Origin of the sequence: Mycobacterium sp. SMC-2 (genome assembly GCF_025263485.1) — a bacterium.
Classification (GTDB): Bacteria; Actinomycetota; Actinomycetes; order Mycobacteriales; family Mycobacteriaceae; genus Mycobacterium.
This window is the reverse complement of sequence record NZ_CP079863.1, coordinates 2,058,405-2,081,963: the sequence shown is the minus strand read 5'-3', so window position 1 is coordinate 2,081,963 and position 23,559 is coordinate 2,058,405. Positions and strand designations below refer to the sequence as shown.

The following is a 23,559-nucleotide window of genomic DNA, read 5'->3' as shown; positions in this document are numbered from 1 at the left end:
GTGACGGAACCGGTTGCGGGACAGGGCCAAAAGTCACCGGGCTGCACCCGTCACGGCAATGCCGCTGCCCGCTTTTGACCGGGCTGGCCGGCGCTTTCAGCCGCGTCGGTCTCACGCGCCAAGAAGGCGCTGAGTTCGCCGATCGCGGTCATCAGCGGGGCGGGGAAAACGATGGTGGTGTTCTTCTCCACCCCCAGTTCGATCAGGGTCTGCAGGTTGCGCAGCTGCAACGCCAGCGGGTGCGCCATCATGGTGTCGGAGGCGTCCCCGAGCGCGGCGGCGGCGCGGGCCTCGCCTTCTGCGGCAATGATTTTGGCCCGCTTCTCCCGCTCCGCCTCGGCCTCGCGTGCCATGGCTCGCTTCATGCTGTCCGGCAGCTGAATGTCCTTGAGCTCCACCAAAGTGACCTCCACGCCCCATTCCACCGTGGTGGCGTCAAGGATCTGGCGAATGCTTCCGTTGATCTTCTCGGTTTGGGCGAGCACTTCGTCCAGGGAATGTTGCCCGACGACGTTGCGCAGGGTGGTCTGCGCGATCTGGTCGATGGCGGCGTTGACGTTTTCGATGACCACGACGGCCTTGCGGGCGTCGATGACGCGGAAGTAGGCGACGGCGGCGATGTCCACACTCACGTTGTCGCGGGTGATGATGCCCTGGGACTGGATGGGCATCGTCACGATCCGCATCGAGATCCGCCAGAGGCGGTCGATGATCGGAATGATGATCCGCAGCCCGGGTTCCCGAACGCCGATCACGCGGCCGAGGCGGAAATGCACACCCCGTTGGTACTGCTGCACCACCCTGATCGACGCCAGCCCCAGCACCAGCGCGACCACAACCCCCAAGACCAACAGAATCCCGGCTGTCTGATTCATGACGACTACCTCACTTTGGGCAGCGCTGCTCATCGACAGTGCCGCTGTTCTCGAGGCTAGAACCGCGATGGTTGGTCGATCAGCGGCCGAAAGTCCCGACCGCCCGAGGAGAAGGGCCTTTGCCCGCGACCGTGAGGAAGCCGGCGGGCCTGCGGGCGGGCGTCGGAGGTCCTTCGCGGTCGGGACTTCGGTCCCTATCGCCTTGTCCGGCAAACCGCTCAAATAGGGGTTGTGACTGGGACAGTTCCCGCAACGGCGCAACACGCCGCGGCATCCGGTGTCGGTGCGCAGGTCATCTTCCTCGCGTCGCATCCGGCGTGGCTTTCGGCGCAACGACACGCAGCCGAGCTGGCCGAGGCGATGCGCCGTCATCCGTCCTCAGGTCCCTCCCGCTGCGCTCGAGCCCGCATCCGGCGGCCCCGGTCGTGACCCGGGTAGCGGCCCGCAGGATGCTGGCCTTGTCGGCGGCCGCCCTGATGCTGTGGGCCGGTGCGCCGGGCATGGCGGCCGCCGATACCGGGCGGCCGCAGGCCAAGCCCGAGGAACGGGCGGCGGCGCTGATCCGGCCCGCCATCATGTATCTCGCCGGCGAAGGCTACGGGTTGGTCCGGTTGCCCAATGGTGAGGTCCTGTCTCAATTCGGGCGAGGTTCCAGCATGCCTTTCCTGGCCACCTGGAACTGCACGGCGTTCGTCGTCAACCCCGACGGTTGGGTGGCGACGGCAGGCCACTGCGTCGACCCCGCGAGCGCCACGTTGCTGATACTCAAGCGGGCCGCCGAGGAATACCGAAACGAATTTCCCGACGCACCCGAGTCACGCGATTCTGCAGCCACTTTGGAGTGGCTGCAGAAGAACGCGCGCGTGGAAGGTGACGCGCCCGGCCAGGGCCCGCATGTGAGCGTCGCGCTGATGTCCGGTACGGGAACGAAACTCGCGGACAAGGTCGTCGCCAACGTCGTCGATTTCCGGCCCCTCGGCAAGGGTGACGCCGCGCTTCTCAAGGTGGCCAAGCGTAACCTTCCGTCGTCCGAACTCGATACCGACGCTGACGTCACCATTGGCACGCCCGTTCTCGCGGTGGGCTTCCCCGAGAGCACCCAGAACATCACCGGCGCCACGCTCGACCCCACCTACAAGAGCGGCAAGGTCAGCAAGAAGTCCGTCGCGGGGTCGAATCCCGCCTACGAGATCGACGCCGCCATGACGGACGGGATGAGCGGCGGCCCGACGATCGGGTTGAACGGCAAGGTGATCGGCCTGAACAGCTTCGCCCCCGTCGGCGAAACGCAGCCATTCAACTTCATCGCGCCGGCCGACGGGATAGCCGCGATACTGGCCAGCAAGGGCGTCAAGCCGATGCTCGGACCCGCTGACCAGTTCTATCGCAAAGGGTTGACCGACTTCTACGCGGGCCGCTACACCACCGCGATCGACGAGTTCGACCAGACGCTGGCCATGTCGCCCGGCTATCCCGGCCTGGACGAGCTCAAGACGACCGCGGTCAACCTGCGCCAGGAGTACGGGGATGCCTCGCCGCTGAGCGGCAGGAACCTGTTGTGGTACATCGTGATCAGCGTTGGGTCGGTGATCGGTGTCGGCGCCGCCCTGACCTTCCTGGGGCTCAAGAGGCACCGTCGGATTCATCCGGCACCGGACGTACAACCGCTTCGCCTGATGCCCACGCCTGAGTCGGGGGCCGCCGAGCCGCACTTCTGCGCACATTGCGGAGCCGAGCATCATCCGGCGGAACGGTTCTGCCCGAACTGCGGCAAGCGCATAAATCTTCCTACGACGACGCGGGGAACCGGGCTGATATCTTGACAGGTGGCAGATCGCGATGAGCGCGGGATTATCAACCAGATTGACAACCCGGTTCGATGACGCGGTGGCCCGCACCCGGGAAGCCCTTGCACGGCAAGGACTCAGCGTACTGACCGAAATCGACCTCGCAGCCAAGCTACAGGCCCTGCTCGGCGTCGATATGGAGGACTACCTGATCCTCAGCACGTGCGATCCGGCTCTGACGTATCGGGCCATCAGTGTGGACCGAGAGATCGGGCTGCTGCTGCCGTGCAGCATGTTGGTGCGCGCCGACCCGAGCGACACGGGCACCGTGATCGTCGAGGCGATGGATCCGGGCATGTTGGTCGAGGTCACCGGCGACCCGGACCTCATCGCCATTGCCAGCGAGGTCACCGAGAACCTGCGCGCTGCGATCGCTTCGCTGACCTGAATCGATTGATCTCGGCGGCCACCATCCCGGCCACCGCCGGCACGGCTCGGGCAACCCGAGGGGTCAGCCCGGGGCCGGGGCCGGTATCTGCCGCCTCGACGGCGAAGACCACAACCGCGTCGGGAACCCGCCCAAGCGCCTGGGCCAGGGCATGGGTGCGGCCGATATCGATGCTGTGCGAGCTCAACCCATCGGGCCGAGAGGGCACTTCGGCCAACTCGCAGCGGTGGATCCGACCCGGGCTCGCCGGGGAGATGACCGCCGCGTCGATGATCACGGCCAGCCCCGCCCCCGTCCAGGCCTCGAGCAGACCCATCGGCTCCGCGATACCGGTTGTGACAACAACATTCGGCCACCCAAGACCGTCCAATGCGTTGGCAACGGCGACACCGACACCGTCGTCGCGACGGTACTCGTTGCCGAGCCCGATAACGACAATACGTCCGTCGCCCTCGCTCATCGTCGCTTTACCGTCAGCGTCAGGAAGTGCGCCGAGCAGGAAATGCAGGGGTCGTAACTGCGAATCACCCGCTCGCACAGGGCCGTCAGCGCGGCGTCATCCAGCGCGAGGTTCTCGGACACCACCCGGGCCAGATCCGCCTCAATGGCCGCCTGGTTCTGCGACGTGGGCGGGATGATCGTCGCCGCGGAGACCAGCCCGCCATGATCGATCTCGTAGCTGTGATACAGCAGGCCGCGGGGCGCCTCGCTGACGCCGTGCCCGGTACCCGGCCGGGCCGGGATGTCGACGAAAGGCCGTGGCGGCCGGTCGTATCCGTCGATGATGCGCAGCGCCTCCTCGATCGCGTAGACCACCTCTACGGCGCGAACGATTATGCTGCGGAAGGGGTTTCGGCATTCACCCGACAGCCCGGCGGCCGCGGCCGCCTGGGCCGCGATCGGTGAAAGAGTAGCCGAGTTCAGGCAATAGCGCGCCAAGGGGCCGGTGAGGTAGCGGCCGCCGTCGAGTGTCGCGTGCAGGGCGGTGGAGTGGGGCACCTGCGACTCACGCACGTGCTCGGTGAAGGCCGCCAATTCGAACGCTTCCCCGGCGCTGCGCGCGATGACGCCGTTCTCAATCGGATACTGGCCGTTCTGGCTCAGCGCCAGCATCTCATGGTCGAGCTCAATGTCGGGGAAGTCGAAACCGGCCACCCACTCGACCGTCGCCACCGCGTCGTCGAGCGCCCGGCGCAACTGCTCTTCGATCGGCTTGAAGTCGGACCGCTTTGGGACGGAATAGAACCCGCCTAGGCGCACGTTGATCGGGTGTATCGACCGCCCGCCGATGAATTCCATCAGCCGGTTGCCCGCCTTCTTCAGGCGCAGGCCGCGTTCGACGATCTCGCGCTCGTCGCGGGCCAGCGCGATCGCGTCGGGGTAGCCGAGGAAGTCGGGTGCATGCAGGAGATAGATGTGCAGCATGTGGCTGTGGATCCATTCGCCGCAGTACAGCAGCCGGCGCAGCGCGACGAGCGCTGCATCGACCTCGACGCCGCAGGCGCTTTCGATCGCGTTGCAGGCGCTCACCTGGTAGGCGACGGGGCAGATTCCGCATACCCGGGCGGTGAGATCCGGCGGCTCTGTGTAGGCGCGTCCCCGCAGGAATGCCTCGAAAAACCGTGGCGGCTCATAGATGTTCAATTCGACGGTTTGCAGTGCGCCGTCCTTCAGCGTGACATGCAGCGCCCCTTCGCCTTCCACTCGGGTCAAGGTGCCGACCGACAGGGTGCGGGTCTCGGGGTTCACGGCTTGCTTCTTTCGTCGCTCATTTCCTGGGCGAAGTTCGCGACGTTGAACGTCGAGAACACCCGGTCGACATCGCCGTCGGACATCCCGTCGCGGCGCAGCAACGGGATGAGCGTCCCGATTTGCGGGGTCGCTGCCGGGCCGAAACAGCCGTAACACCCGCGACGATGGCTGGGGCACAACGCTCCGCAGCCGGCGTGAGTGACCGGTCCCAGGCACGGGGTGCCGTCCGCGACCAGGACACAAGTCACGCCGCGCATCTTGCACTCGGTGCACACCGTCTTGGCCGGCAGGTGCGGCTTGCGCCCGATCAGCAGCGCGGCGAGCGTGTCCAGCAGCTGGCCGCGGTCGATCGGGCAGCCCTGCACCTGGTAATCGACCTTGACGTGCGCGGCCGCCGGGGTGGACGTCGCCAGCGTGTCGATGTAATCGGGCCGGGCGTAGACGACGGAGGCGAACTCGTCGACGTCGGCGAAGTTGCGCAGCGCCTGCACTCCCCCGGCCGTCGCGCACGCGCCGATGGTGACCAGCACCTTGGACTGGTCGCGGATTTCGCGGATCCGTTGCTCGTCGTGGGGGGTGGTGATGGAACCTTCGACAAGCGACACGTCATAGGGTCCGCCGATCATCGAGCTCGACGCCTCGGCGAAGGTGGCGATCTGCACCTGGTCGGCGAGGGTCAGCAGCTCGTCCTCGCAGTCGAGCAGCGTCAGCTGGCAACCGTCGCAGGAAGCGAACTTCCACACGGCCAGAGTTGGGCCCATCACAGCTCCTTGACTGCCAGTAGCGGGCCGGCGACGTCGTAACCGACGACCGGCCCGTCGCGGCACACCAGCAGCGGTCCCAGCTGGCAGTGGCCGCACGTTCCGATCCCGCATTGCATGTTGCGCTCCAGCGATACCCGAATATCGGTGGCGGCCATACCTTTGGCCAACAGCGCCTCGGCGGCGAACCGCAGCATCGGCTCGGGGCCGCACAGAAACGCGGTGGTGCGGTCGGGATTCAGCGCGAGTCGCTTCAGCGGCTCGGTGACCAGGCCGACCTCGCCGCGCCAGCCGTGAACCGGGACGTCGACTGTCAAGTGCAGTTCGATCTGCGGGTCGGCGGACCATTCCTGGAGCTGGGCGGCGAACACGAAGTCCTCGCGCGAGCGAGCGCCCGCGATCAGCGTGAGCTTGCCGTAGCGGCTCCGCCCCGCCAGCGCGCCCAGTACCGCCGGGCGCAGCGGGCACAACCCGACGCCCCCGGCGACCATGACCAGATCTCGCCCGGCGGCTTCCTCGAGCCCCCAGGTGGTGCCGAACGGGCCCCGCACCCCGATGACGGCGCCGGGCTGCGCGTCGTGCAGCGCACGGCTCACCGCGCCGACCGCGCGGATGGTGTGCGTGATCGAACCGTCGGTGACCGTGGGGTCGCCGCTGATCGATATCGCCGCCTCACCGATGCCGAAGGCGTAGAGCATCATGAATTCCCCGGGCTGCGGGGTGCGCAGGACTTTGCCCAGCGGTTCGAGGCACAGTGTCGCCGAGTCCGGGCTTTCCACGACGCGGCTGCTTACCCGGTAGGGGTTGGGCGCCATCGAGGACGGTGGTGCGCCGTCAGTCATCGCGGGCCATCTTGTTCATCTCTTCGGTGATGTCGATGCCGGTGGGACACCAGGCGATACACCGCCCGCAGCCGACACAGCCGGACATGTCGAACTGGTCGTGCCAGGTGCCCAGCTTGTGGCTGATCCAGTGCCGGTACCGCGATTCCGGGGACTGGCGCACGCTGCCACCGCCGTGGACGTACGTGAAATCGAACTCGTAGCACGACGCCCAGTGCTGCCAGCGCTCGGCGTGCTCGCCGGTCAGGTCGCTGACGTCCTCGGTACTGGTGCAGTAGCAGGTCGGGCACACCATCGTGCAGTTGCCACACGTCAGGCAGCGGCTGGCCACCTCCTCCCACTGGGGGGATTCGCGCGACTCGATCAGCAGGTTCCGCAGATCGGCGTCCGGCATCGCGCGGCCCATCCGGTGCGACGCCGCCTGCACCTCGGCCCGCGCGGAGCCCACCTCCGCGTCGCCGGCGGCCCAGTGCGGGACGGCAGCGAGCACGTCGGCGCCCTCTTGGGTGCCGACGTCGACCACGTACGTCACGGCGTCGCCGTCGACACGCTCGGTCAGCGCGAGGTCGTAGCCCGGCCCGGCCGCGGGGCCGGTGCCCATCGAGGCGCAAAAGCAGAGTCCGCCCGGCTCAGTGCAATTGACCGCCACCACGAAAATCTGCCGATGCCGGCGCACGAAGGAATTGTCGGGAAACCGGCCACGGCCGAGGACCCGGTCGAGCGTCGCGATCGCGGCCAAGTCGCACCCGCGCACCCCGAGGAAGGCGTAGCGCGGGACCTCCTCGTCGGCTTCGGTTTGGGTGATGCCGTCCCGGGTGGCGGACCATAGCCGGCGCCGCGGCGGGTGCAGGAACTGCTTCCATGACTGCGGCCCGGACGAGTGCCCGAACGCGGCGGCGTCGTCGCGCCGGCGCACCCGGTAGTGCCCCGGCGCCACCTCGACTCCCCAGCCCCGCGGGAGGTCCGCGGCGGACTGCAGCTCCTCGAGGACGATCGCGTTGTCCCGCAACGTCGGACCGACGACGCGGTAGCCACGTTCGATCAGGACCTCGACAAGGCGGTGCAGCCCGGCGGTGTCGAACGATGCGGCACCGGCATTCTCACCGTATCCGCTCATCGACCCATCATCCGTCGGTTGGACTGTGCTGTATAGGGGTTGACAACGGCTCACCGGCTACTAGGCCTCCGCCAGAAGCTCGACGTCGCGCTCCGATGCGGTCCCAGCGGGTTACGGCCGAAGACGCGGGCGACCCGCCAGCAGCGTGGGTCCGATGTGAACGTCTCCATGGTATCCTCTGCGCCACAACCGTTTTGGCGCGTACGCCGTGTCAGTGAGCGACCCGGTGCTCGTGATCGTTCATCCACTCGACCAAGTCGGAGAGTTCGCGCCGCGGTGTCGCCGGCAACGGATCCGCGTTGATCGGCGCCCAGCCCACCCGCAACAGCATCTGGGGATGGTTGCTGTCGCCGAAGATGTCGGATTGGACCGCCGCGCGCGTTCCCGGCGTCTCCAACGGTTCGGTGACCGGGCAACTGGCCAGCCCCAATGACGTCGCGGTGAGCAGCACGACGCTGGTCGCCTCACCGGCGCGAAGCTGGGCCAGGCGATCGTCGTTGCGGGTGCCCAGCGCAAGGACGACGGCGTTGTCGTCAGCGGGTGAGGATTCCGGCGGCATGGGCAGCACCGGCCCGGCGAAGAGCCGGCCCGGAATCTTTGCCGTCGGATCCGGTACGGGCGTGTTGCGCGCGGGAACGCCGGCCACCGACGCGTAGCGGCCACTCCACTCCGTCAGCTCGGCGAGGTAGTCCTGGTTCAGGTGATCCTGGACCGATTGAGCGACGATCTTGCGCAGATTGTCCAGATCCTCGACTTGGCACAGCGTCACCCCGCTTCGAGCCGCTCGCGCCGCCATCAGGGCGACATCGCCCACGGGCACCGGCCAGGAGCTGTAGTAGCGCCGGTCGGTTCGCCGCCGCGGTATCGCCGCGGCCAGCGCGATGTCGACGGAGTCCGGGCGGTGTGCCGAGAGTTCGATCGCCGCAAGGTGGCTGGGGTCGGCGGGATTGGGCAGCCGGGTCACCTTGGAGAGCCAGCCGACCGCTGCCAGCGCGACGACGCAGTGATGCAGGGCCGCACCGCAACTCAGCATGAGATCCCGGCCGTCCGGGTCGGTGTTGGGCAGTTGCCTGCTGGCGTCGGAGTAGAGGTGCAGGCTCGCCGCGTCCACCCGCCACCGCCAGGGTTGGCTGTTGTGCACCGACGGCGCCCGGCATGCCAAGCTCAAGACCGTCCGGATCGTGCCGGCATCCGGAAAGCGGGTGTTCATGGCGGTCTCCCCTTTTGGTATCGCGTCGTCTTACCTACGATTGCGGATCGCCACCGGGCCGACGAGAGCACGACGGCACTAGGCCGAAGGACTTTGGGCCAATCGGGCGGCTATGCGGCCACCGCGATGGCTACGTCGACGGATAGCTGATCACCGATGGCGTAGGCCGCCGTCCAGTCGCCGACGCACGCTGCCCGTGCCAGCTCGTCGACAAGGGGGCTGTGGGCGCCCAGCTCCGCCAGCCATGCCGAGACGATGGGTGCGATCTCGTGGCCGGGCACGCGGACCGTGCGCCCGCCGTGCAGGCGATCGGTCACGCGGTAGATCGTCGCGGAGGGCGTGCCTCGCAGGTGTTGCCGTCCTGTTGTGAACCTCATCACGGCCTCCTCGATCGAGCCTGAAGAACATCCGACCACGTGGGCGCCGCGGCCCACAGGGCCGAACGCAACCGGCCGGTGAGTGCTTCAGTCGTGCTTTCGAGGGTGCGGAGGTCCCGCGGTGGAGGGGCCGTTGGTCACCTGGCTGCGCGACGCCAGCGCGCCCGCGATCGAGGCCCCCGCGATGGTGAGCAAGGCGCCGAACATCAGCGCCGACGCTTCGCCGGCGACCAGGAGGTGTTCCTGGGTGCCGATGGTGGCCGCGGCCACCGGCACACCCAGCTGGGCGGACGAGAGCACCGCCAGGGTCAACGGTTGGCCGAACAGCCTGCCGGCGCAGTGCGCGAGCACGGCGCCGAGCCCCAGCCCCACGCCGAGCAGGATGAGTTTCGGGTGCGAAATCAGCTCGCGCACCTGCAGTGAGGCGCCCAGCCAGACGAAGAACAGCGGGCTGAAAAACCCTTCGGTGATCCCGAATAGCTGGCGCGCCAGCCGTCGCGGTTGACCGACCAGGCCGACCACCAGGCCCACCGCGAAGCCCGCCAGCATGATCGACACGCGCGTGCTCATGGCGAGCGCCGCCAGGGCGAACAACACGATGAGGTTGGTGCGCAATTCCAGCGCGAACCGGCGGTTCTCGGAGTAGACGTGCATGCGGCGGCGCCAGCCCTTGGCGTCGGATTGGCGCAGCAGCACGTAGAACACCACCGCGCATGCCGCCACCGCCAGCGCGCCCAGCGCGGCGGTGGGCGCATCTTGCAGGTCGATCACCAACGGCAGCAAGACAATACAGGCGGCATCCGCGACCGCGATTTGCGCGGTGACGGTGAGCACCGGTGGCCCCTTCAACCGCAGGGAGTCGATCACCGGAAGCGCCAGCGCCGCCGACGACGACGCCATGAGGACCGCGTACAGCGCCGCGTGTCCGGTTTTGAAGGCCGCCGCCAGCCCGGCGCCGATCGCCACCGCGACGGCGCCGGCCAGGGCCGCCCGCGCCAGCGCCTGCGGTAGCGATGAACGCAGTGCGCCGTCACCGACCGGGACATGGGTACCCACGACGAACATGACCAACGCGAAGCCGATGTTGGCGAGCAGCTGAAACGTCGGGTCGGTGACGTCGACGACGCCCAACCCGGTCCGCCCGATGACCAGACCCGCGATCAGCTCACCGATGATCACCGGTATCCGAAGGCGCGGCAGTGCGGCCAGCAGCGGTCCGGCCAACCCGACGGCGGTCAGCAGCGCCAGGGTGTGGAATCCGAACCCCGACACGTCAGCAGTCCCTCCGCGCCAGCATCAAGACATTCTGCATTCTTCGCGGGGCAGTGCTAGGGATTGATCGTGTTATCCCCGACCTGACGGCCCCAGACGTACTCGATCGCGTACGGCGAGCCGGTGTCGAGGTGGTTGTACGGCGCGATGCTGTTCCCGGTGTCCATCACCAATTCCGGTGCGGGCCAAAGGTGCCGGGTGATTTGCTGCCAGCAGCCGGGGGCGCCCCCCGGCCCGCCGTGGGCGTTCACCCGCGGCAGGTTCTCCGGGTAGGTGTACGGGTTGGGCGCGCCGCCGACGACCCCGGCCAGGCCGCCGACCAGGCTGGCGACGGTGGCCACCGCCGATACGGGGTTGGCCAGCAGCCCCAGGCCAGACAGCGCCTCGGTGTTCATGTTCAGCGAGTAGCCATTGAAGCCGCCTTCGGAGGCGCCGGTCAGGGGCACCACGTCGTGGTAGTTGCGCAGCGTGCAATAGATCGCCGGGCTGTAGGTGTCCAGCAGCTGCGCGGTCGGCACCAGGTCTTGGGCGCCGCGCGCCAGATAGGGGCCACCGCGTTGGAAGATGTCGGCACCGGTGTTGCCGAACCCGGCCGCCGACAACAGCGCCTGATCCAGATCCTTCTGCTGCGCGTTGATGGTGCGCGAGGTGATCACCGCGTTATTGAGGAAGTCCAGCAGGTCCGGCGCCGCGTTGGCGTACGTGTCGCCCAGCCCGGCGAGCTGCTGAATGTCGTGACGCGCCTGCGGCATCTGCGGATTGACGTCATCGAGGACCGTGTTGGCGTTCACCACCGACTGTCCGAATTTGTCGCCCAGCCCGGTCAACGCTTGGGCGGCCGCGCTCAGCGTCAGGTTCAGCTTGACCGGATCCACCTTCTCGTTGATCGACACGATCGTCTGGAACAGCGTGTTGATCTCCGTGGTCACCGACCGCGCGTCGATCACCGTGCGCGGGCCGATCTTTTGCGGCGACGGGTTTTGTGGTGCGGTCAACGACACGTACTTTCCGCCGAACACCGTGGTCGCCTTGATGTCGGCGTTCACGTTCGCCGGGATGAGCGACAAGTACCGCGGATACACCTCGAGCGTGAATTTCGCGGCCGGCTTGCCGTCGCGCACCACCGCGGAGATGTCGCCCACCCGGCCGATCTCCACGCCGTTGTAGGTGACCTTCGCGCCGGGGTCCATCACCAGCCCGGCCCGCGACGCCAGCATCGTCAACTTGGCCTTGGGCGTGAAGCCGCCACGGAACTGCACGTAGACGAGGGTGAAAACGATGGCCAGGATCACCAGCACGGCGACAGCGATCCACCGGTAGGGCGGGAGCCGCTGGGAATTGATCTGCACCGGAGAAGACGGTGTCACCAGTGCCCCTTACCTCTGCGTCGCGTCCCGGCCCTGCACACATATTCAATTGCGAAGTCCACAGGAATGTACCTTGGCGGTCGTCGTTATGCGAACCGCTGTTCGCACAATCACTTCGCCCCCGAAGGTGAGCTTGCGTTAGCGTCATAGGCGTGACTCTCAAAGACATCGCCCTGACCACCCTTGACGGGCAGCCGACCACACTGGCCGAATTGTCCACAGGCGCAACGCTGGTGGTAAACGTAGCCTCCAAGTGCGGGCTGACTCCGCAGTACGCGGCGCTGGAGAAGCTGGCCAAGGACTATGGTGACCGCGGCCTGACGGTCGTCGGAGTGCCCTGCAACCAGTTCATGGGCCAGGAACCGGGGACGGCCGATGAGATCCGCGAGTTCTGCTCGACGACCTACGGGGTGACCTTCCCGCTGCTGGCGAAGACCGACGTCAACGGCCATGACCGCCACCCGCTGTACGCCGAGTTGACCAAAGCCACCGATTCGGCCGGCGAGGCGGGAGACATCCAGTGGAACTTCGAGAAGTTCCTCATCACACCCGGCGGTGAGGTGGTGCACCGGTTCCGGCCCCGCACCGAGCCCGACGCCCCCGAGGTCATCAGCGCCATCGAGGCCGTGCTGCCCCGATAGGCTGCGGCACGAAAGAATCCTCCGGAGGGCCGTTTCGCCGGTAGCAGAGACGGTGTGTGATTTCCCTTAGCCCTCACGGCCCCATCGGGGATCCGCTATCGGTTCACGACTCAAACCTCCAGCAGCGCCCTACCGTCCAGCATGCGAACCGGACGACCGAGCTGCTCGAGCAGGGTTAGGGACTTGCGCACACCGCCGTTAAGACCGTCGCGGTCGCTCGTGCAGAGCGCCAGGGCGGCTTCGGCCATGGCCTCGACAGGCTCAAAGATGCTTGCGTCAGTGAGGGTGTCCTCAGTGAGCGTCGCCTTCACGCCCTCGGTCAGAACGGCCTTCACCGGGGCGAGGGCGTTCACGACGATACCGTCGGCGTAGTACTCCGACGCGAGCCCTTCGCTCAGCCGGTTCAGGGCCGCTTTCGACCCGCCGTACGCCGTCCCCTGCAGGTGGTAGATCGGGTCTGGCGGGGGCGTCGTCGGTATGTCGCCCGACAGCGAAGTGATGTTGAGCACCCAACCGCCGCCGCGCTCCCTCATCGCCGGGATTACCCGCTGACACAGATCGAAGGGGGCGAAGTAGTTGATCGTCGTGATGAGCCGCAACCGCTTTTCGGAGATGTCGGTGAAAGGCACGAAGATTGACGTTGCGGCGTTGTTCACCAGTATGTCGACCGGCCCGAGGTCGGCGACCACCCGATCGATCATCTCGGCCCGGGACTCCGACGAGGTGAGGTCGACCTGATAGGGCCTCGCGCGGCCCCCTGCCGCCTCGATGTCGGCGACGGTCTCCCGCAGCGTCCCGGCGATGACGCCCTGCGCCGGCTCGTCCAGGCTCCTGGCGGCCACGGCGACGACAGCCCCCTCGCAGGCGAACCGCATGGCTATCGCGGCCCCGATCCCCCGGCTGGCACCGGTCACGAGGGCCACTCGGCCTTCGAGCGGGCGGGCCTCTTCCTTGTGTGACATCATCACTGACCCAGTGGGTTCTGGGTGACGTAGCGGCCCTCCTCGACCGGCGGGGGCCACAGGGTCGAGGGCAGGTCCGCGTAGTGGTAGCGGCCGGGCATGTCCATCATCGGGATGGCGATTCTGTCCAGGAATGCGTTGGGCGCCTTTCCGGACTTCGCGATCGCCATGAACGTGCGGGCGGTCGACCCGAGGTCGAACCAGTCTCGCTGCCACTCGATGCGGGTCTTGCCGTCCGTCTCGTCGCGGGCCACACCGAACCAGCTGCCGCCGATGCCGCGGATCTCGTACTCCTCATCGTTCTCGTCGAGCAGGCCCGAGCGTTGCTTCCAGAAGCCGACGATCATCGCGTTCTCCTCGTCGAGGATGGTCGCCATGTAGTCGTAGTGCCAGCCACCGAGTCCCTCCATCTCGGTACCCAGCGCCCAACGACGAATCTGGTCGCGGCCCATCGCCATGAAGTGCTCGTCGGGGGTGAACATCCAGCCGTAGGTGGCATTTTCGAGGTACAGGTTCGCCAGGTCCCCCCAGTCGCCAGCGCGCTCGGCCTCGCGGTTAGCCCGGAGCCAGTCGTCCCAGAACGCCTTGATTTCCGCGCGGGTGAAGCTGTCGGTCATGCTGCTTTCCTTTCAGTACTGCCGGTAGCGGCGTTGGACGTGCTCCTGGCGGATGCGAATCTGGTCGCGTCGTTCCTCTGGCGACACCCGGGGAGTCGACGCTGGGAGGTGGTCACCGATCTCGCTGAGCGGGAGCCTTCGCACCGTCACGATCGGAAGTCTTTCCGCGGGTTCGGGATACGTCCAGCGCATCGTCATGAATCCGACCGGCAATCCGGTGGTGTCCAGCCAGTTCGGCACGCCCGGGTCGCGGTGCGCGACGACGTAGCGGTAGTGGCCGTCGTCGTCGTGTCGCGCCTGGGTGCCGTTCAGGCTGCTGAGATGGTTTGCGTAGTCGTGCGATTCACCCCAGACGTTGGCCAGGTGGAATCCCATGTACGCCGGCGACTCGAACACCTCGGCGTCGATCAGCAGGGCCTCGTCGTCACCGATGTCATAGACGCCGCCGGCGTAGACGTTGGTGCTCTGGCCACCGCCGGTCGCCAGCGATGCACCGGCCGGGGCGTTGAACTCGTTGCGCGGCATGAAGCTGACACCGTCGCCGTTGCGGTCCCCGTACGCCTCCAGCACCACGTCGTAGAACTTGTTCCAGAAGCGGGTCTGGTTGTCGACGATCTCGCCGACGCGGCGCATCGCCGCCGCCGCGGTGGCCGGCTCGAGCGCGGGTGGATGCTCCCCGACCTTGTCCAGGCGGTGGATCAGCAGCTCGGGCGCCTCCTCCCGCTCCCAATCGTGAAACAGCGACCGCACGGTGACGTGCTCCGCGTAAAACTTCTGGGCGGTCCGTTGCGAGATCCGCTGCGTAACAATGAAGTTCCCCGTGTATCCCTCGGGCTGCTCGGGGGCCAGCAGGATGTCGAACCGGCCGTCCTCCCCGATCACCAGCTCGGAGGAGTCCAGCTTGCCGGTGTTGCCGCGCACTCCAGGTTGCAGTTCACCGAGGTCGCCGCTGTCACCGGCGTATCCGGCATGGGCCTCGACGATGAGGTATTGGGGCGCAATGGGACCCGACGCTGCCGGCGGATCGCCACGCCAGTGCCGCGCGTCCTGTACCCGGCCGGTGATCCGGTAGGAGTACCGGCCGTCGACCGGGGTCGACAGATACATGGCGTCGGCATTGTCGATGGTGGCCTTGTCGAGCACCTGGATGCCGCGACGGAAGTACGGAAACGCGGGATCCCCGAAGAAGGCCCGCTCGACGGCGGAGTACACGAACCCGAGCAGGTAGCGGTAGCCCTCGGCGAGCTCGCGTGGCCTGGACAGCGGCGGCGCGTGTAACTCGGGAGATTCCAGCGCTTCTCGGGCCTGACCCAGCCGGGAGATCATCTCGTCCCACGCGGCACGCAACTCGGCTGACGACTCAGTTGACACGATCCGACTCCCATCCAAAGCGGTCGAACAGCGGCGCCAGATGTGTACGGATGTCGTCGGCCCCGAGCCCGAATTCTTCGAGACTGTACGTGTGCCCGGAGCGGTACTCGCGGGCCTCCTCGTTCGCCAGCGCCTTCTCCTGCTCGGGCACCATGTCGATCCCGAGTTCGTAGTACACGCGGTGCATCGTCCCGGACGGATCGGTCACCAGGTCGCTGTAGTTCAAAATGATGCTCGGCACCTCGGGATGGGCGTCCAGCACGTCCAGCGGGTGCTGGTAGTAGTGATACGACGACTCCACGAAGGACCGGAACGATGCCTGCATGTCGCTCTCGGATTGCTTGCGCGCAGACCAGGCGAACTGCATGAGCTTGAGGAAGCTCGGAATCGTCTCGTAGGGATTGCGTACGGGTACAACGAATCTGGCATCGGGAAAGGTCTCGATGAGGCTCTCGACGCGTCCGCAGTGGATCGGGGCCTTGGAAAGGTGTGTCAGCCCGCGCCCGTTGAGGACCAACTGGCGGCGCACGCACTCCTTGTAGAACTGCATGACCCGGCGCCGCTTGCGGGCGGGCCACCGGTCGTCGACATAGTAGAAATCCAAATGCAGGGCTTGGGGGTACTGCACGACCCAATACCCCGACGCGCACGACATGGTCAGCAGGAACTCATCCTCCTCCGGCGCGAACAATCCGGACTCGTGAACCTGGTTGCTCTTGCCGAACAGCCGCACGTCGAGGGCGTCGATCCGCTTGCGCAGCCGTCCGCCGAATCGCTGGTCCCACCGCAGTACGGCCCGCAACATTTTCTTCTCGATGAGAGACGGAAAAAACATCTCCCACAGCAGTACATAGGAGAACCTGGGGTCGTTGGCCAGCATCCGGTGCAGATAGGTTGTGCCGCTGCGGGCGTGACCCACCACGAAAACCGGTTGTCGGACTTCAGTTCTCCGCAGGGACGGGAAGACGATCGGGTCGAGCGCGAAGGTCACCGTGTGCAGTAGGGCCATCGCCGGCACGACGACGCACAGCGTGCGGTACTGGCGTCGACCCCGGGCGGGATCCTGCTCACGGCGCACCAGGCGGACCAGGGCCCACCAAGTGCGCCAGTCGAAGTAGAAGAGATTCTTCATGATGCCCTTCAGGGGTTGACCTTGCTGATGATGTTGTCGGCGAAGCGCTCCAGCTTCGCCAGCTTGTCGGCCAGGGGCTGGGGGTCGTCACCCTTGATGTAGGGGTTGCGGATGCCGACGATGACGTCGGTGACGCCGATGTCCTCCAGACGTTTGCACCCGTCCACCGTGCGAGCATCGGGGCTGGCGGCATGAATCTCGAACGGCTCGTTGGACTTCCCCGCCTCGGTGCGAAAGGCATGCAGCTTGTCGAGCATCGCCTCGAGGAGATCGTTGGGGCCGCCGGCATGCATCCACCCATTGGCCTTCCGCGCCGCTCGTTTGAGAGCGGCATCCGAGTGCCCGCCGATCAGCAGCGGTATGGGTTCCGTGGGCACCGGACAGACTTTCAGGGAGGGCACGTCGTAGAAGCGTCCGTGGAACTCGAAGAACTCTCCGGACTCCAGCCCCCGGAAGACGTCGATCGCCTCGTCCATGCGGGCGCCCTTGTGGGCCGGGTCAACCCCCGCCATCAGATAGTCGTCGGGGTACGGACTGCTGCCGATGCCGATGCCCAGGCCCAGGCGGTTGCCCGTCAGTTTGGCCACCGAGAACGCCTCCTTCGCGGCCAGCACCGGCGAGCGGACCGGGAACTTCACCACGAAGGTGTTGAAGCGGATGCGGTTGGTGATCGCACCGAGGGAAGCGGCCAGCACGAACGGCTCGATGAACTCCTTGCCGTCCAGAAAGCTTCGGTCGCCGTCTGCCGTATACGGGTAGATCGCGTCGGAATGCTCCGGATACCCGATTGAGTCGGGGATCGAGAACCCGTCATAGCCGGCCGCCTCGGCCGCAACCGCCAGCTGCGGCAGATACTCCGAATGGGTCATCGAGTCCGAGAACGTGAAACGCATCACCGCATCCCTTTCCCACGTTGCGTAGGCAGTCGTCGATCGGTCACGTGTCAACCGCCAAGCAGTTCTCTGATGGCGTCGTCGATGTCGGGAACTGCCGACCCCATCGTGAGCGAACCCGCATCGATGATGAGGGTTTGGCCGGTGATGAAGCGTGACTCGTCGCTCGCGAGGAACACCGCGAGGTTGGCGACGTCATCGGGCCTGATGAATCCCTCGAGGGTCTGGTGACGCGAGATCGCGTCCAGGAGTTTGCGACTGGGGAACACGGCCTCGGCGCCGGGGGTGAGGACGAGTCCGGGCGCGATCGCATTGCACCTGATCCCCTGCCGACCATGACTGGTGGCGACATACTTTGTCACCGCCAGCGCAGCCGCCTTGGCAGCGGCGTAGGCGATGAGTTGGTTCGAACCGAAAAAGGGGCCCGCTGACGCGGTGATGATGACGGACCCGCCTCCGGTCTTGGTCATCTCGGGGATGGCATGCCTACACCCCAGCACCACTCCCATGAGGTCGACGTCGTGGGCCAACCGCCACGCCGAATCCGGTGTGTTCACGACGTCGGTGTCAACGGCCTCCTGGGCCGCGCCTGCGTTGTTGTGGATGATGTCCAGCCGGCCGAACTCGTCGATCGCGGTCTTCACCATGTTCGCGACATCGGCGTCTTTGGTGACGTCGGTGTGCGTGGCCACCGCCGACCCGCCTGCTGAGTTGATCTCCTCGACGACGGCGCCGGCGGAGTCACCGTTGATGTCGGCGGCGACGACGGCGGCACCCTCGCGGGTCATCGCGAAGGCCGTTGCGGCACCGATACCGCTGCCGGCGCCGGTGACGATGGCGACTTTGCCCTTGAGACGATCGGTCACCGCAAAGCTGCCTTGGTCGTCCGTTTCTCCGCGACTCGAGGGATTTGGTCTCGCTGCGAACTCATGATCAGCGACACCGCATTGTCGAGGCGGTCCGCGATGGCTCGGTAGCCGCCCGGCGTCGAGCGGGCATGCATCAGAGCCCCGGAGAAAACCATGTGCAGCGTCGCCACGACGTCGGGAGGTGCACCGGGCCCGAGTGAGGCGGTGATGCGGCGGCTGACTTCGACGGCGATCCGTGCGCGTATGTCGTCCATCGCAACGTCGTCGGCCATGATCGCCGTCGTGCACGCGTGGGCGAGGTAGGGCGTGTCCGCGACAAGCAGGACCAGCTCTCGCAGTTGGGCTTTCACCCTGGTCTCGGCGTCATCGTTGACGTCGACGAAGGTGGCGGCGTCGCGCAGAAGCCGTAGGTAGACCTCGCCGATCAGAACGTCCTTGGAGGCGAAGTGGGTGTAGGCGGTTGTCGGGGAGACCTCGGCTCTGGCGGCGACGCCGCGCACCGTCAAGTCGGCGTATGGCGACTCGGCGAGCGCTTCGACGGCGGCGTCGAGTAGCCGGCGAACGCTCCGTTCCGAGCGCGTGTTCCTACGGCGAGGGACGGGAGTGCCCGCCACGTCATCGACGGTTATTCCGGACACATGTTCAGATTAGACATGCGGCGAGGTGCGCACAAGGTTTTGGCTAAAGCATGCTTTTCCCAGGAGCTTTCCGCCCTTTAGGGCGTGGATTTCCGTCCATCGGGCGTTCGGAGCACTGCGCTGCTCCCGAAAAAGTGAACACATGACCAGATTCTTGATAACGTCAGGCGAGCTCGGTGCACAGCGACGCCGCCGAGCCAGGGCCACTTGAGAAAACAGGAGGACTGCGCCGATGCACCAACGTCTGGCAGGCAGGCGCGCACTGGTGACCGGGGCCAGCCGTGGTATCGGCGCAGGCATCGCAGAACGACTGGCCGCGGAGGGCGCCGATGTCGCCGTCACGGCGCGAACAGCCAACGAACACGATCACCCTCTAGCCGGCAGCCTGACCGAAACCCGTAAAAAGATTGAGCGGTACGGCACCACGATCGCCACTATCGTCGCCGACCTGACCGACGAAGAACAGCGCGACACCGTCGTTCCGGCAGCGGCCGATCAATTGGGCGGCTCAATCGATATCTTGGTCAACAATGCGGCTGCCGCGATGTACCAGCCGGTGGTGGGTTATCCGCGCAAGAGGCGACGGATCACCTTCGAAGCCAACCTCTTCGCACCCATCGATCTTGCCAATGCGGTGATCCCAGACATGCGGGCGCGCGGCGAAGGATGGATCGTCAATATCTCCAGCGCCACTGCCGAGCCACGGCCCGGGCCACCCTTCAACAAGACACCGCCCGGCACCACCACGGCGATCTACGGATCTTCGAAAGCCGCTTTGAAGGTGTGGAGTAACGCTCTAGGCGCCGAACTCCACGGCGACGGTATCCGCGTGAATGCCGTCGCCCCCAGAGCTGCGGTGCTCAGCGAAGGCGCGGCGGCTCTGGTCGGAGGCATGATCGGACCCGATCAGATCGAAACGCTGGAACAGATGGTGGAAGCCACACTGGCACTTTGCGATTGTCCTGAAGACATCACCGGAAAGCTGTTCACCAGTTTGGATCTGCTCGCTGAGTGGAGTCTCGAGGTGCGGGGACTTGACGCCTTACCGTTGCCCTAGGGCGCCCTTCGCTGGAGGTCACGCGCCCTACCGGAGATGCCGCCGCATCCATCTCATTCCTCACACCGTATCCGCGTCGGCTAAGACCCCGAATGTTGACAGGAGGGTTCGGCGGATCGCCCCTTGGCACCGATTTGACAACGCCCTATCAACCGTGAATTTGAGAGATGACTGTGACCGATGAGAGGTTCCCGATGAACGCATCCGAGACGGTTGACGTCGTTGTGGTCGGCATGGGCAGCGCCGGCCTTGCGGCCGCCCTGACCGCTCATGACGCCGGCGCTGACGTTCTGGTCCTGGAGAAGACCTCACCCCAGCACGCCGGCGGCAATTCGCGGGTGTCCGGACAGGTGTGGTTCAACCCCGACGACGTCGACCTGGCGCGGCGACACCTGCATGCCATGTCCTGGCAGTACAGCGTTCCCGACGAACTTGCCGGTGTGTGGGCATCGGAGACCTCGCGCAACACGGAGTGGCTTCTCGGGCTGGCCGAGCAGACCCGCGGCCGGGTGCAGCGCGATGCCGGGGATCCCTACGACGGAGACGGTACGGATTTCGTCCAGATCTCGTGGGGTGACACCTTGCGGCTGCAAGGCGTCAAGAACCCGCCCGAAGACGAGTACGACGAGGTGGAAGGGCATGACTGCGGGTCGGACTACAACGTCATCGGCGGCTCGATGGGGTTTTCGCGCCTGTGGTTGCTGTTGAAGACCTGCCTAAATGACAGCGGCGTCGAGGTGCTTTACCAGACCCGGGCTCTGCGTCTCGTTGAGGAGCCCGGGGCCGGGGTCACCGGGGTGCTGGTTTCGGGCGCCGACGGTGAACGCGTCATCGGTGCCCGCCGGGGAGTGGTCCTGGCCACCGGCGGGTTCGCCGCCAACCGCGAGATGGCCCGCAACTATCTGCGCCTGCCCAATGCCACCCCGTGGGGCAACCCGGCGTGTACCGGCGACGGAATCAAGATGGCGCAGCGTGTGGGCGCTGATCTCGCTCACCCGTACAACTACATGGCCATGCCCGGAATCGCCATGCCCCCCTTTACGACTGGCCAAGACGCGATGCCCCGGGGCGCGCGATTCATCAACGTGGGGGCGGACGGCCGGCGTTTCGTCGACGAATCCGTACCGAATCGGCATGGCAAGTCCATCCAGCGCGGGATGTTCGACTTCTACCCCGGTGTCCCGATGTGGACGATCTTCGACGAGGACGGACGGCTGGCCGGACCGCTCGTCCTTCCCCGGCAGTTCTTCGCCGTCGACTGGATCCGTCAGGTCGAAGGTTACGAATGGAGTCTGGACAACAGCGCCGAAGTCGAGCGCGGCTGGATAACCCGAGCCGACTCGGTCCGCGAGCTCGCCGACAAGCTGGGCATCGACGCCGACGGACTCGACGCTGAGGTCAATCGCTACAACGAGCTGGCCGAAAGCGGTTGCGACGACCCGACTTTTGGCCGCACGGCCGCCACGATGCACCCGATCACGCGTCCGCCGTTCTACGGCTATGAATGGGCGCAACTGCTGATCACCACCATGGGGGGCATCCGCAAGGACGAATTCGCCCGGGCGCTAGACCCATTCGGCGACCCGATCCCGGGGCTGTATTGCGCCGGCGACGTGAGCTCCACTTACTCGTGGTGCTGCTCGGGCGGCATGGGCCTTGGCGACGCGCTGGCCTTCGGGCGGATCGCCGGCCGTCATGCCGCAGAGGCCCCGAACCGATGAAGTTCTACATCAGCACCGGCTTTCTCGATACCCACGAAATTCTGCAAATCGCCAGGGCCGCCGATGAACTCGGTTACGACGGACTCGGCATACCCGACCACGTCGTCAACTTCGCCGAGCTCCGAACTCCCTACCCCTACAACGAGACCGGCGAACGCCGCTGGGAACCGTTCACCGATTGGCCCGATCCGTGGGTGCTCATCGGCAGCCTCGCCCAGATCACCAGCCGCCTGCGGTTTGTCACCACTGTCTACGTCGCCGCGCTGCGGAATCCCTATTCGGCGGCCAAATCGATTGGTACGGCGGCTTACCTGTCCGAGGGCAGGGTCGAACTGGGCCTGGGCGTGGGCTGGTGCCGGGAAGAATTCGATCTGCTCGAAGCGCGATTTGCACAGCGCGGGAGACGGTCCGACGAGATGATCCAGCTGATGCGGCGGCTCTGGGAACCAGGATGGACGGAATTCGACGGCGAGTTCTATCAGACTCCGAAACTCGAGATGAGCCCGCCGGTACCCCACGTCCCCGTCCTGATCGGCGGCCGCAGCGAAAGCGCCCTGCACCGCGCCGCCGCACACGACGGTTGGATCGGCGACCTGATGAAGACCGCCGACGCCCTGGCGCTGGCCGCACGGCTTCGTGAACTTCGCACTGCGGCGGGACGGTCGATGGACGACTTCATTATCCTTGCTCCGCTCATCGATTCGTTCACCATCGACGACTACGCCCGCGCCGAGCGGGGTGGGATCACCCACATCCTCACCATGCCGTGGATGTTTTACTCGGGGCCGGATGCAAGCACCTCCGAAAAGATTCGCGGCATGGAACGATTCCGCGCCGACTTTGAGCTTGACAAGGCCTGATTGCCACGCTTCGACCCCGACGTTGCGCGGACTCGCGGTGGCTCTGGCCACCGTGCATTAGCGTCATGGGCGTGACTTCTCAAAGACATTCCCCTGACCACCCTCGACGGCCGGCCGACCACGATGGCCGAATTGTCCGACGGTGCAACGCTGGTCATGAACGTGGCCACCAAGTGCGGACTCACTCCGCAATACACGGCGCTGGAGAAGCTGGCCAAGGACTATGGTGACCGCGGCCTGACGGTCGTCGGCGTCCCCTGCAACCAGTTCATGGGCCAGGAACCGGGCAGCCCCGAGGAGATCCGGGATTTCTGCTCGACGGCCTACGGGGTGACGTTCCCGCTGCTGGCGAAGACCGACGTCAACGGCGAGGGCCGCCACCCGCTATACGCCGAGTTGACCAAAGCCGCCGACTCCGCCGGCAACGCGGGAGACATCCAGTGGAACTTCGAGAAGTTCCTCATCACACCCGGCGGTGAGGTGGTGCACCGCTTCCGGCCCCGCACCGAGCCCGAAACCCCCCGAGGTCATCAGCGCCATCGAGGACGTACTGCCCCGATAGGGGGCCGCACGAAAGCGGTTCGGTGCCTACGCGAATCGGTAGACGCAGTGTGCACACGCGGGTACCGGGCACACAGGATTGCCGACAATCCTGGAGCCTTTGGTGGGCTTGGATTCAGAGTATGGCTAGCCGTCGGCGGGCTCGTCTAGGCCGCCGTGCCCATGGCAGTCCAGGACAGCACAGCGCCGCCGCTTGGGTGAAACTTCGACCTGATGCTTCTCACCGTCCCGATACACAAAGCCGATCGAAACCAGCTCCGTTTCGCCCCCACAGATCGGGCACCGATGCTCAGGGTCACGTTCGGCAATTGGCTCTACCACTTCGTCCATCTCCGACACGCTAGACTCGGTGGGTGTTGGGACGAGTGGTCGAAAGTCCTCCGGCGTGGAGTACATCGCCTCTTCTTTGCTTCTATCGCAGCGGAGTTG

General features: G+C 66.2%; 23 protein-coding genes and 1 pseudogene. 7 read left to right on the top strand and 17 right to left on the bottom strand.

Annotation, left to right across the window (positions count from 1 at the left end):
• Positions 1 to 50: 50 nt before the first annotated feature.
• On the bottom strand, positions 51 to 875 hold the full coding sequence (locus tag KXD96_RS09880) for a slipin family protein (protein WP_260744396.1): 825 nt from the start codon (positions 873 to 875) through the stop codon (positions 51 to 53).
• A gap of 425 nt (positions 876 to 1,300) precedes the next feature.
• Here KXD96_RS09880 and KXD96_RS09875 point away from each other — a divergent pair, with 425 nt between their 5' ends.
• Together KXD96_RS09875 and KXD96_RS09870 are read left to right on the top strand one after the other, a co-directional pair.
• Positions 1,301 to 2,698 carry a trypsin-like peptidase domain-containing protein gene (locus tag KXD96_RS09875; protein ID WP_260744395.1) on the top strand — a complete coding sequence of 466 codons (1,398 nt, stop codon included), beginning with the start codon at positions 1,301 to 1,303 and terminating at the stop codon, positions 2,696 to 2,698.
• A gap of 16 nt (positions 2,699 to 2,714) precedes the next feature.
• On the top strand, positions 2,715 to 3,110 hold the full coding sequence (locus KXD96_RS09870; protein ID WP_260744394.1) for a DUF302 domain-containing protein: 396 nt from the start codon (positions 2,715 to 2,717) through the stop codon (positions 3,108 to 3,110).
• Here the strand turns inward: KXD96_RS09870 and KXD96_RS09865 are convergent.
• The 9 genes from KXD96_RS09865 to KXD96_RS09825 all read right to left on the bottom strand — a co-directional run bounded on the left by KXD96_RS09865 (position 3,070) and on the right by KXD96_RS09825 (position 11,790).
• Positions 3,070 to 3,570 carry a hydrogenase maturation protease gene (locus KXD96_RS09865; RefSeq protein ID WP_260744393.1) on the bottom strand — a complete coding sequence of 167 codons (501 nt, stop codon included), beginning with the start codon at positions 3,568 to 3,570 and terminating at the stop codon, positions 3,070 to 3,072. The genes KXD96_RS09870 and KXD96_RS09865 overlap by 41 nt on opposite strands.
• Positions 3,567 to 4,859, bottom strand: a complete 1,293-nt coding sequence (locus KXD96_RS09860; protein ID WP_260744392.1) for a Ni/Fe hydrogenase subunit alpha — start codon at positions 4,857 to 4,859, stop codon at positions 3,567 to 3,569. The genes KXD96_RS09865 and KXD96_RS09860 overlap by 4 nt, the downstream gene beginning before the upstream one ends.
• Positions 4,856 to 5,623, bottom strand: coding sequence for an oxidoreductase (locus KXD96_RS09855; protein WP_260744391.1), 768 nt, complete (start codon positions 5,621 to 5,623; stop codon positions 4,856 to 4,858). Before KXD96_RS09855 ends, KXD96_RS09860 begins: the two co-directional genes overlap by 4 nt.
• Complete coding sequence (locus KXD96_RS09850; RefSeq protein ID WP_396878755.1) at positions 5,623 to 6,438, bottom strand: FAD/NAD(P)-binding protein; 816 nt, start codon at positions 6,436 to 6,438, stop codon at positions 5,623 to 5,625. The genes KXD96_RS09855 and KXD96_RS09850 overlap by 1 nt, the downstream gene beginning before the upstream one ends.
• Positions 6,439 to 6,457: 19 nt before the next feature.
• The gene (locus tag KXD96_RS09845; protein WP_260744389.1) at positions 6,458 to 7,582 is read right to left on the bottom strand and encodes a 4Fe-4S dicluster domain-containing protein; all 1,125 of its coding nucleotides are present in this window, start codon (positions 7,580 to 7,582) and stop codon (positions 6,458 to 6,460) included.
• A gap of 211 nt (positions 7,583 to 7,793) precedes the next feature.
• Positions 7,794 to 8,792, bottom strand: a complete 999-nt coding sequence (locus KXD96_RS09840; RefSeq protein WP_260744388.1) for an Acg family FMN-binding oxidoreductase — start codon at positions 8,790 to 8,792, stop codon at positions 7,794 to 7,796.
• Positions 8,793 to 8,902: 110 nt separating this feature from the next.
• Complete coding sequence (locus tag KXD96_RS09835) at positions 8,903 to 9,169, bottom strand: hypothetical protein (protein ID WP_260744387.1); 267 nt, start codon at positions 9,167 to 9,169, stop codon at positions 8,903 to 8,905.
• A gap of 87 nt (positions 9,170 to 9,256) precedes the next feature.
• Positions 9,257 to 10,441: a cation:proton antiporter gene (locus KXD96_RS09830; RefSeq protein WP_260744386.1), complete on the bottom strand. Its 1,185-nt coding sequence runs from the start codon at positions 10,439 to 10,441 to the stop codon at positions 9,257 to 9,259.
• A 56-nt stretch (positions 10,442 to 10,497) separates the two neighbouring features.
• Positions 10,498 to 11,790 (bottom strand): MCE family protein, encoded by a 1,293-nt coding sequence (locus KXD96_RS09825; protein ID WP_260745300.1) that lies wholly within the window; start codon positions 11,788 to 11,790, stop codon positions 10,498 to 10,500.
• Between the two features lie 170 nt (positions 11,791 to 11,960).
• Between KXD96_RS09825 and KXD96_RS09820 the strand changes: the two genes are divergently transcribed.
• Positions 11,961 to 12,449 (top strand): glutathione peroxidase, encoded by a 489-nt coding sequence (locus tag KXD96_RS09820; RefSeq protein WP_260744385.1) that lies wholly within the window; start codon positions 11,961 to 11,963, stop codon positions 12,447 to 12,449.
• A gap of 110 nt (positions 12,450 to 12,559) precedes the next feature.
• Here the strand turns inward: KXD96_RS09820 and KXD96_RS09815 are convergent, their stop codons facing one another.
• From KXD96_RS09815 to KXD96_RS09785, 7 genes are read right to left on the bottom strand one after another with little or no spacing between them, the layout of a single operon-like run.
• The gene (locus tag KXD96_RS09815; RefSeq protein ID WP_260744384.1) at positions 12,560 to 13,414 is read right to left on the bottom strand and encodes an SDR family NAD(P)-dependent oxidoreductase; all 855 of its coding nucleotides are present in this window, start codon (positions 13,412 to 13,414) and stop codon (positions 12,560 to 12,562) included.
• Positions 13,414 to 14,028 (bottom strand): nuclear transport factor 2 family protein, encoded by a 615-nt coding sequence (locus KXD96_RS09810; protein WP_260744383.1) that lies wholly within the window; start codon positions 14,026 to 14,028, stop codon positions 13,414 to 13,416. Before KXD96_RS09810 ends, KXD96_RS09815 begins: the two co-directional genes overlap by 1 nt.
• Positions 14,029 to 14,040: 12 nt before the next feature.
• Positions 14,041 to 15,399 carry a hypothetical protein gene (locus tag KXD96_RS09805; protein WP_260744382.1) on the bottom strand — a complete coding sequence of 453 codons (1,359 nt, stop codon included), beginning with the start codon at positions 15,397 to 15,399 and terminating at the stop codon, positions 14,041 to 14,043.
• Positions 15,389 to 16,531 (bottom strand): sulfotransferase, encoded by a 1,143-nt coding sequence (locus KXD96_RS09800; RefSeq protein ID WP_260744381.1) that lies wholly within the window; start codon positions 16,529 to 16,531, stop codon positions 15,389 to 15,391. The genes KXD96_RS09805 and KXD96_RS09800 overlap by 11 nt, the downstream gene beginning before the upstream one ends.
• An 8-nt stretch (positions 16,532 to 16,539) precedes the next feature.
• The gene (locus KXD96_RS09795; protein WP_260744380.1) at positions 16,540 to 17,424 is read right to left on the bottom strand and encodes a TIGR03619 family F420-dependent LLM class oxidoreductase; all 885 of its coding nucleotides are present in this window, start codon (positions 17,422 to 17,424) and stop codon (positions 16,540 to 16,542) included.
• Between the two features lie 50 nt (positions 17,425 to 17,474).
• Entirely contained in the window at positions 17,475 to 18,290 is an 816-nt protein-coding gene (locus KXD96_RS09790; protein ID WP_260744379.1) for an SDR family NAD(P)-dependent oxidoreductase, read from the bottom strand.
• The gene (locus tag KXD96_RS09785) at positions 18,287 to 18,931 is read right to left on the bottom strand and encodes a TetR/AcrR family transcriptional regulator (protein WP_313901632.1); all 645 of its coding nucleotides are present in this window, start codon (positions 18,929 to 18,931) and stop codon (positions 18,287 to 18,289) included. Before KXD96_RS09785 ends, KXD96_RS09790 begins: the two co-directional genes overlap by 4 nt.
• Before the next feature lie 232 nt (positions 18,932 to 19,163).
• Here KXD96_RS09785 and KXD96_RS09780 point away from each other — a divergent pair, with 232 nt between their 5' ends.
• The 4 genes and pseudogenes from KXD96_RS09780 (at position 19,164) to KXD96_RS09765 (ending at position 23,131) form a co-directional block, all read left to right on the top strand.
• On the top strand, positions 19,164 to 19,988 hold the full coding sequence (locus KXD96_RS09780) for an SDR family oxidoreductase (RefSeq protein WP_260744378.1): 825 nt from the start codon (positions 19,164 to 19,166) through the stop codon (positions 19,986 to 19,988).
• A 167-nt stretch (positions 19,989 to 20,155) separates the two neighbouring features.
• Entirely contained in the window at positions 20,156 to 21,709 is a 1,554-nt protein-coding gene (locus KXD96_RS09775; RefSeq protein WP_260744377.1) for an FAD-dependent oxidoreductase, read from the top strand.
• Positions 21,706 to 22,569, top strand: coding sequence for a TIGR03619 family F420-dependent LLM class oxidoreductase (locus KXD96_RS09770; protein WP_396878345.1), 864 nt, complete (start codon positions 21,706 to 21,708; stop codon positions 22,567 to 22,569). Before KXD96_RS09775 ends, KXD96_RS09770 begins: the two co-directional genes overlap by 4 nt.
• Positions 22,570 to 22,692: 123 nt before the next feature.
• Positions 22,693 to 23,131 (top strand): annotated as a pseudogene (locus KXD96_RS09765) (glutathione peroxidase).
• Positions 23,132 to 23,559 lie beyond the last annotated feature (428 nt).

Bases quoted from the DNA above. Each gene is read 5' to 3' on its own strand.
- KXD96_RS09815 (WP_260744384.1), bottom strand. From the start codon at position 13,414: ATGATGTCACACAAGGAAGAGGCCCGCCCGCTCGAAGGCCGAGTGGCC.
- KXD96_RS09835 (WP_260744387.1), bottom strand. From the start codon at position 9,169: ATGAGGTTCACAACAGGACGGCAACACCTGCGAGGCACGCCCTCCGCG.
- KXD96_RS09865 (WP_260744393.1), bottom strand. From the start codon at position 3,570: ATGAGCGAGGGCGACGGACGTATTGTCGTTATCGGGCTCGGCAACGAG.
- KXD96_RS09850 (WP_396878755.1), bottom strand. From the start codon at position 6,438: ATGGCGCCCAACCCCTACCGGGTAAGCAGCCGCGTCGTGGAAAGCCCG.
- KXD96_RS09870 (WP_260744394.1), top strand. From the start codon at position 2,715: ATGAGCGCGGGATTATCAACCAGATTGACAACCCGGTTCGATGACGCG.
- KXD96_RS09840 (WP_260744388.1), bottom strand. From the start codon at position 8,792: ATGAACACCCGCTTTCCGGATGCCGGCACGATCCGGACGGTCTTGAGC.
- KXD96_RS09845 (WP_260744389.1), bottom strand. From the start codon at position 7,582: ATGAGCGGATACGGTGAGAATGCCGGTGCCGCATCGTTCGACACCGCC.
- KXD96_RS09795 (WP_260744380.1), bottom strand. From the start codon at position 17,424: ATGCGTTTCACGTTCTCGGACTCGATGACCCATTCGGAGTATCTGCCG.
- KXD96_RS09775 (WP_260744377.1), top strand. From the start codon at position 20,156: ATGACTGTGACCGATGAGAGGTTCCCGATGAACGCATCCGAGACGGTT.
- KXD96_RS09800 (WP_260744381.1), bottom strand. From the start codon at position 16,531: ATGAAGAATCTCTTCTACTTCGACTGGCGCACTTGGTGGGCCCTGGTC.
- KXD96_RS09770 (WP_396878345.1), top strand. From the start codon at position 21,706: ATGAAGTTCTACATCAGCACCGGCTTTCTCGATACCCACGAAATTCTG.
- KXD96_RS09855 (WP_260744391.1), bottom strand. From the start codon at position 5,623: ATGGGCCCAACTCTGGCCGTGTGGAAGTTCGCTTCCTGCGACGGTTGC.
- KXD96_RS09780 (WP_260744378.1), top strand. From the start codon at position 19,164: ATGCACCAACGTCTGGCAGGCAGGCGCGCACTGGTGACCGGGGCCAGC.
- KXD96_RS09810 (WP_260744383.1), bottom strand. From the start codon at position 14,028: ATGACCGACAGCTTCACCCGCGCGGAAATCAAGGCGTTCTGGGACGAC.
- KXD96_RS09880 (WP_260744396.1), bottom strand. From the start codon at position 875: ATGAATCAGACAGCCGGGATTCTGTTGGTCTTGGGGGTTGTGGTCGCG.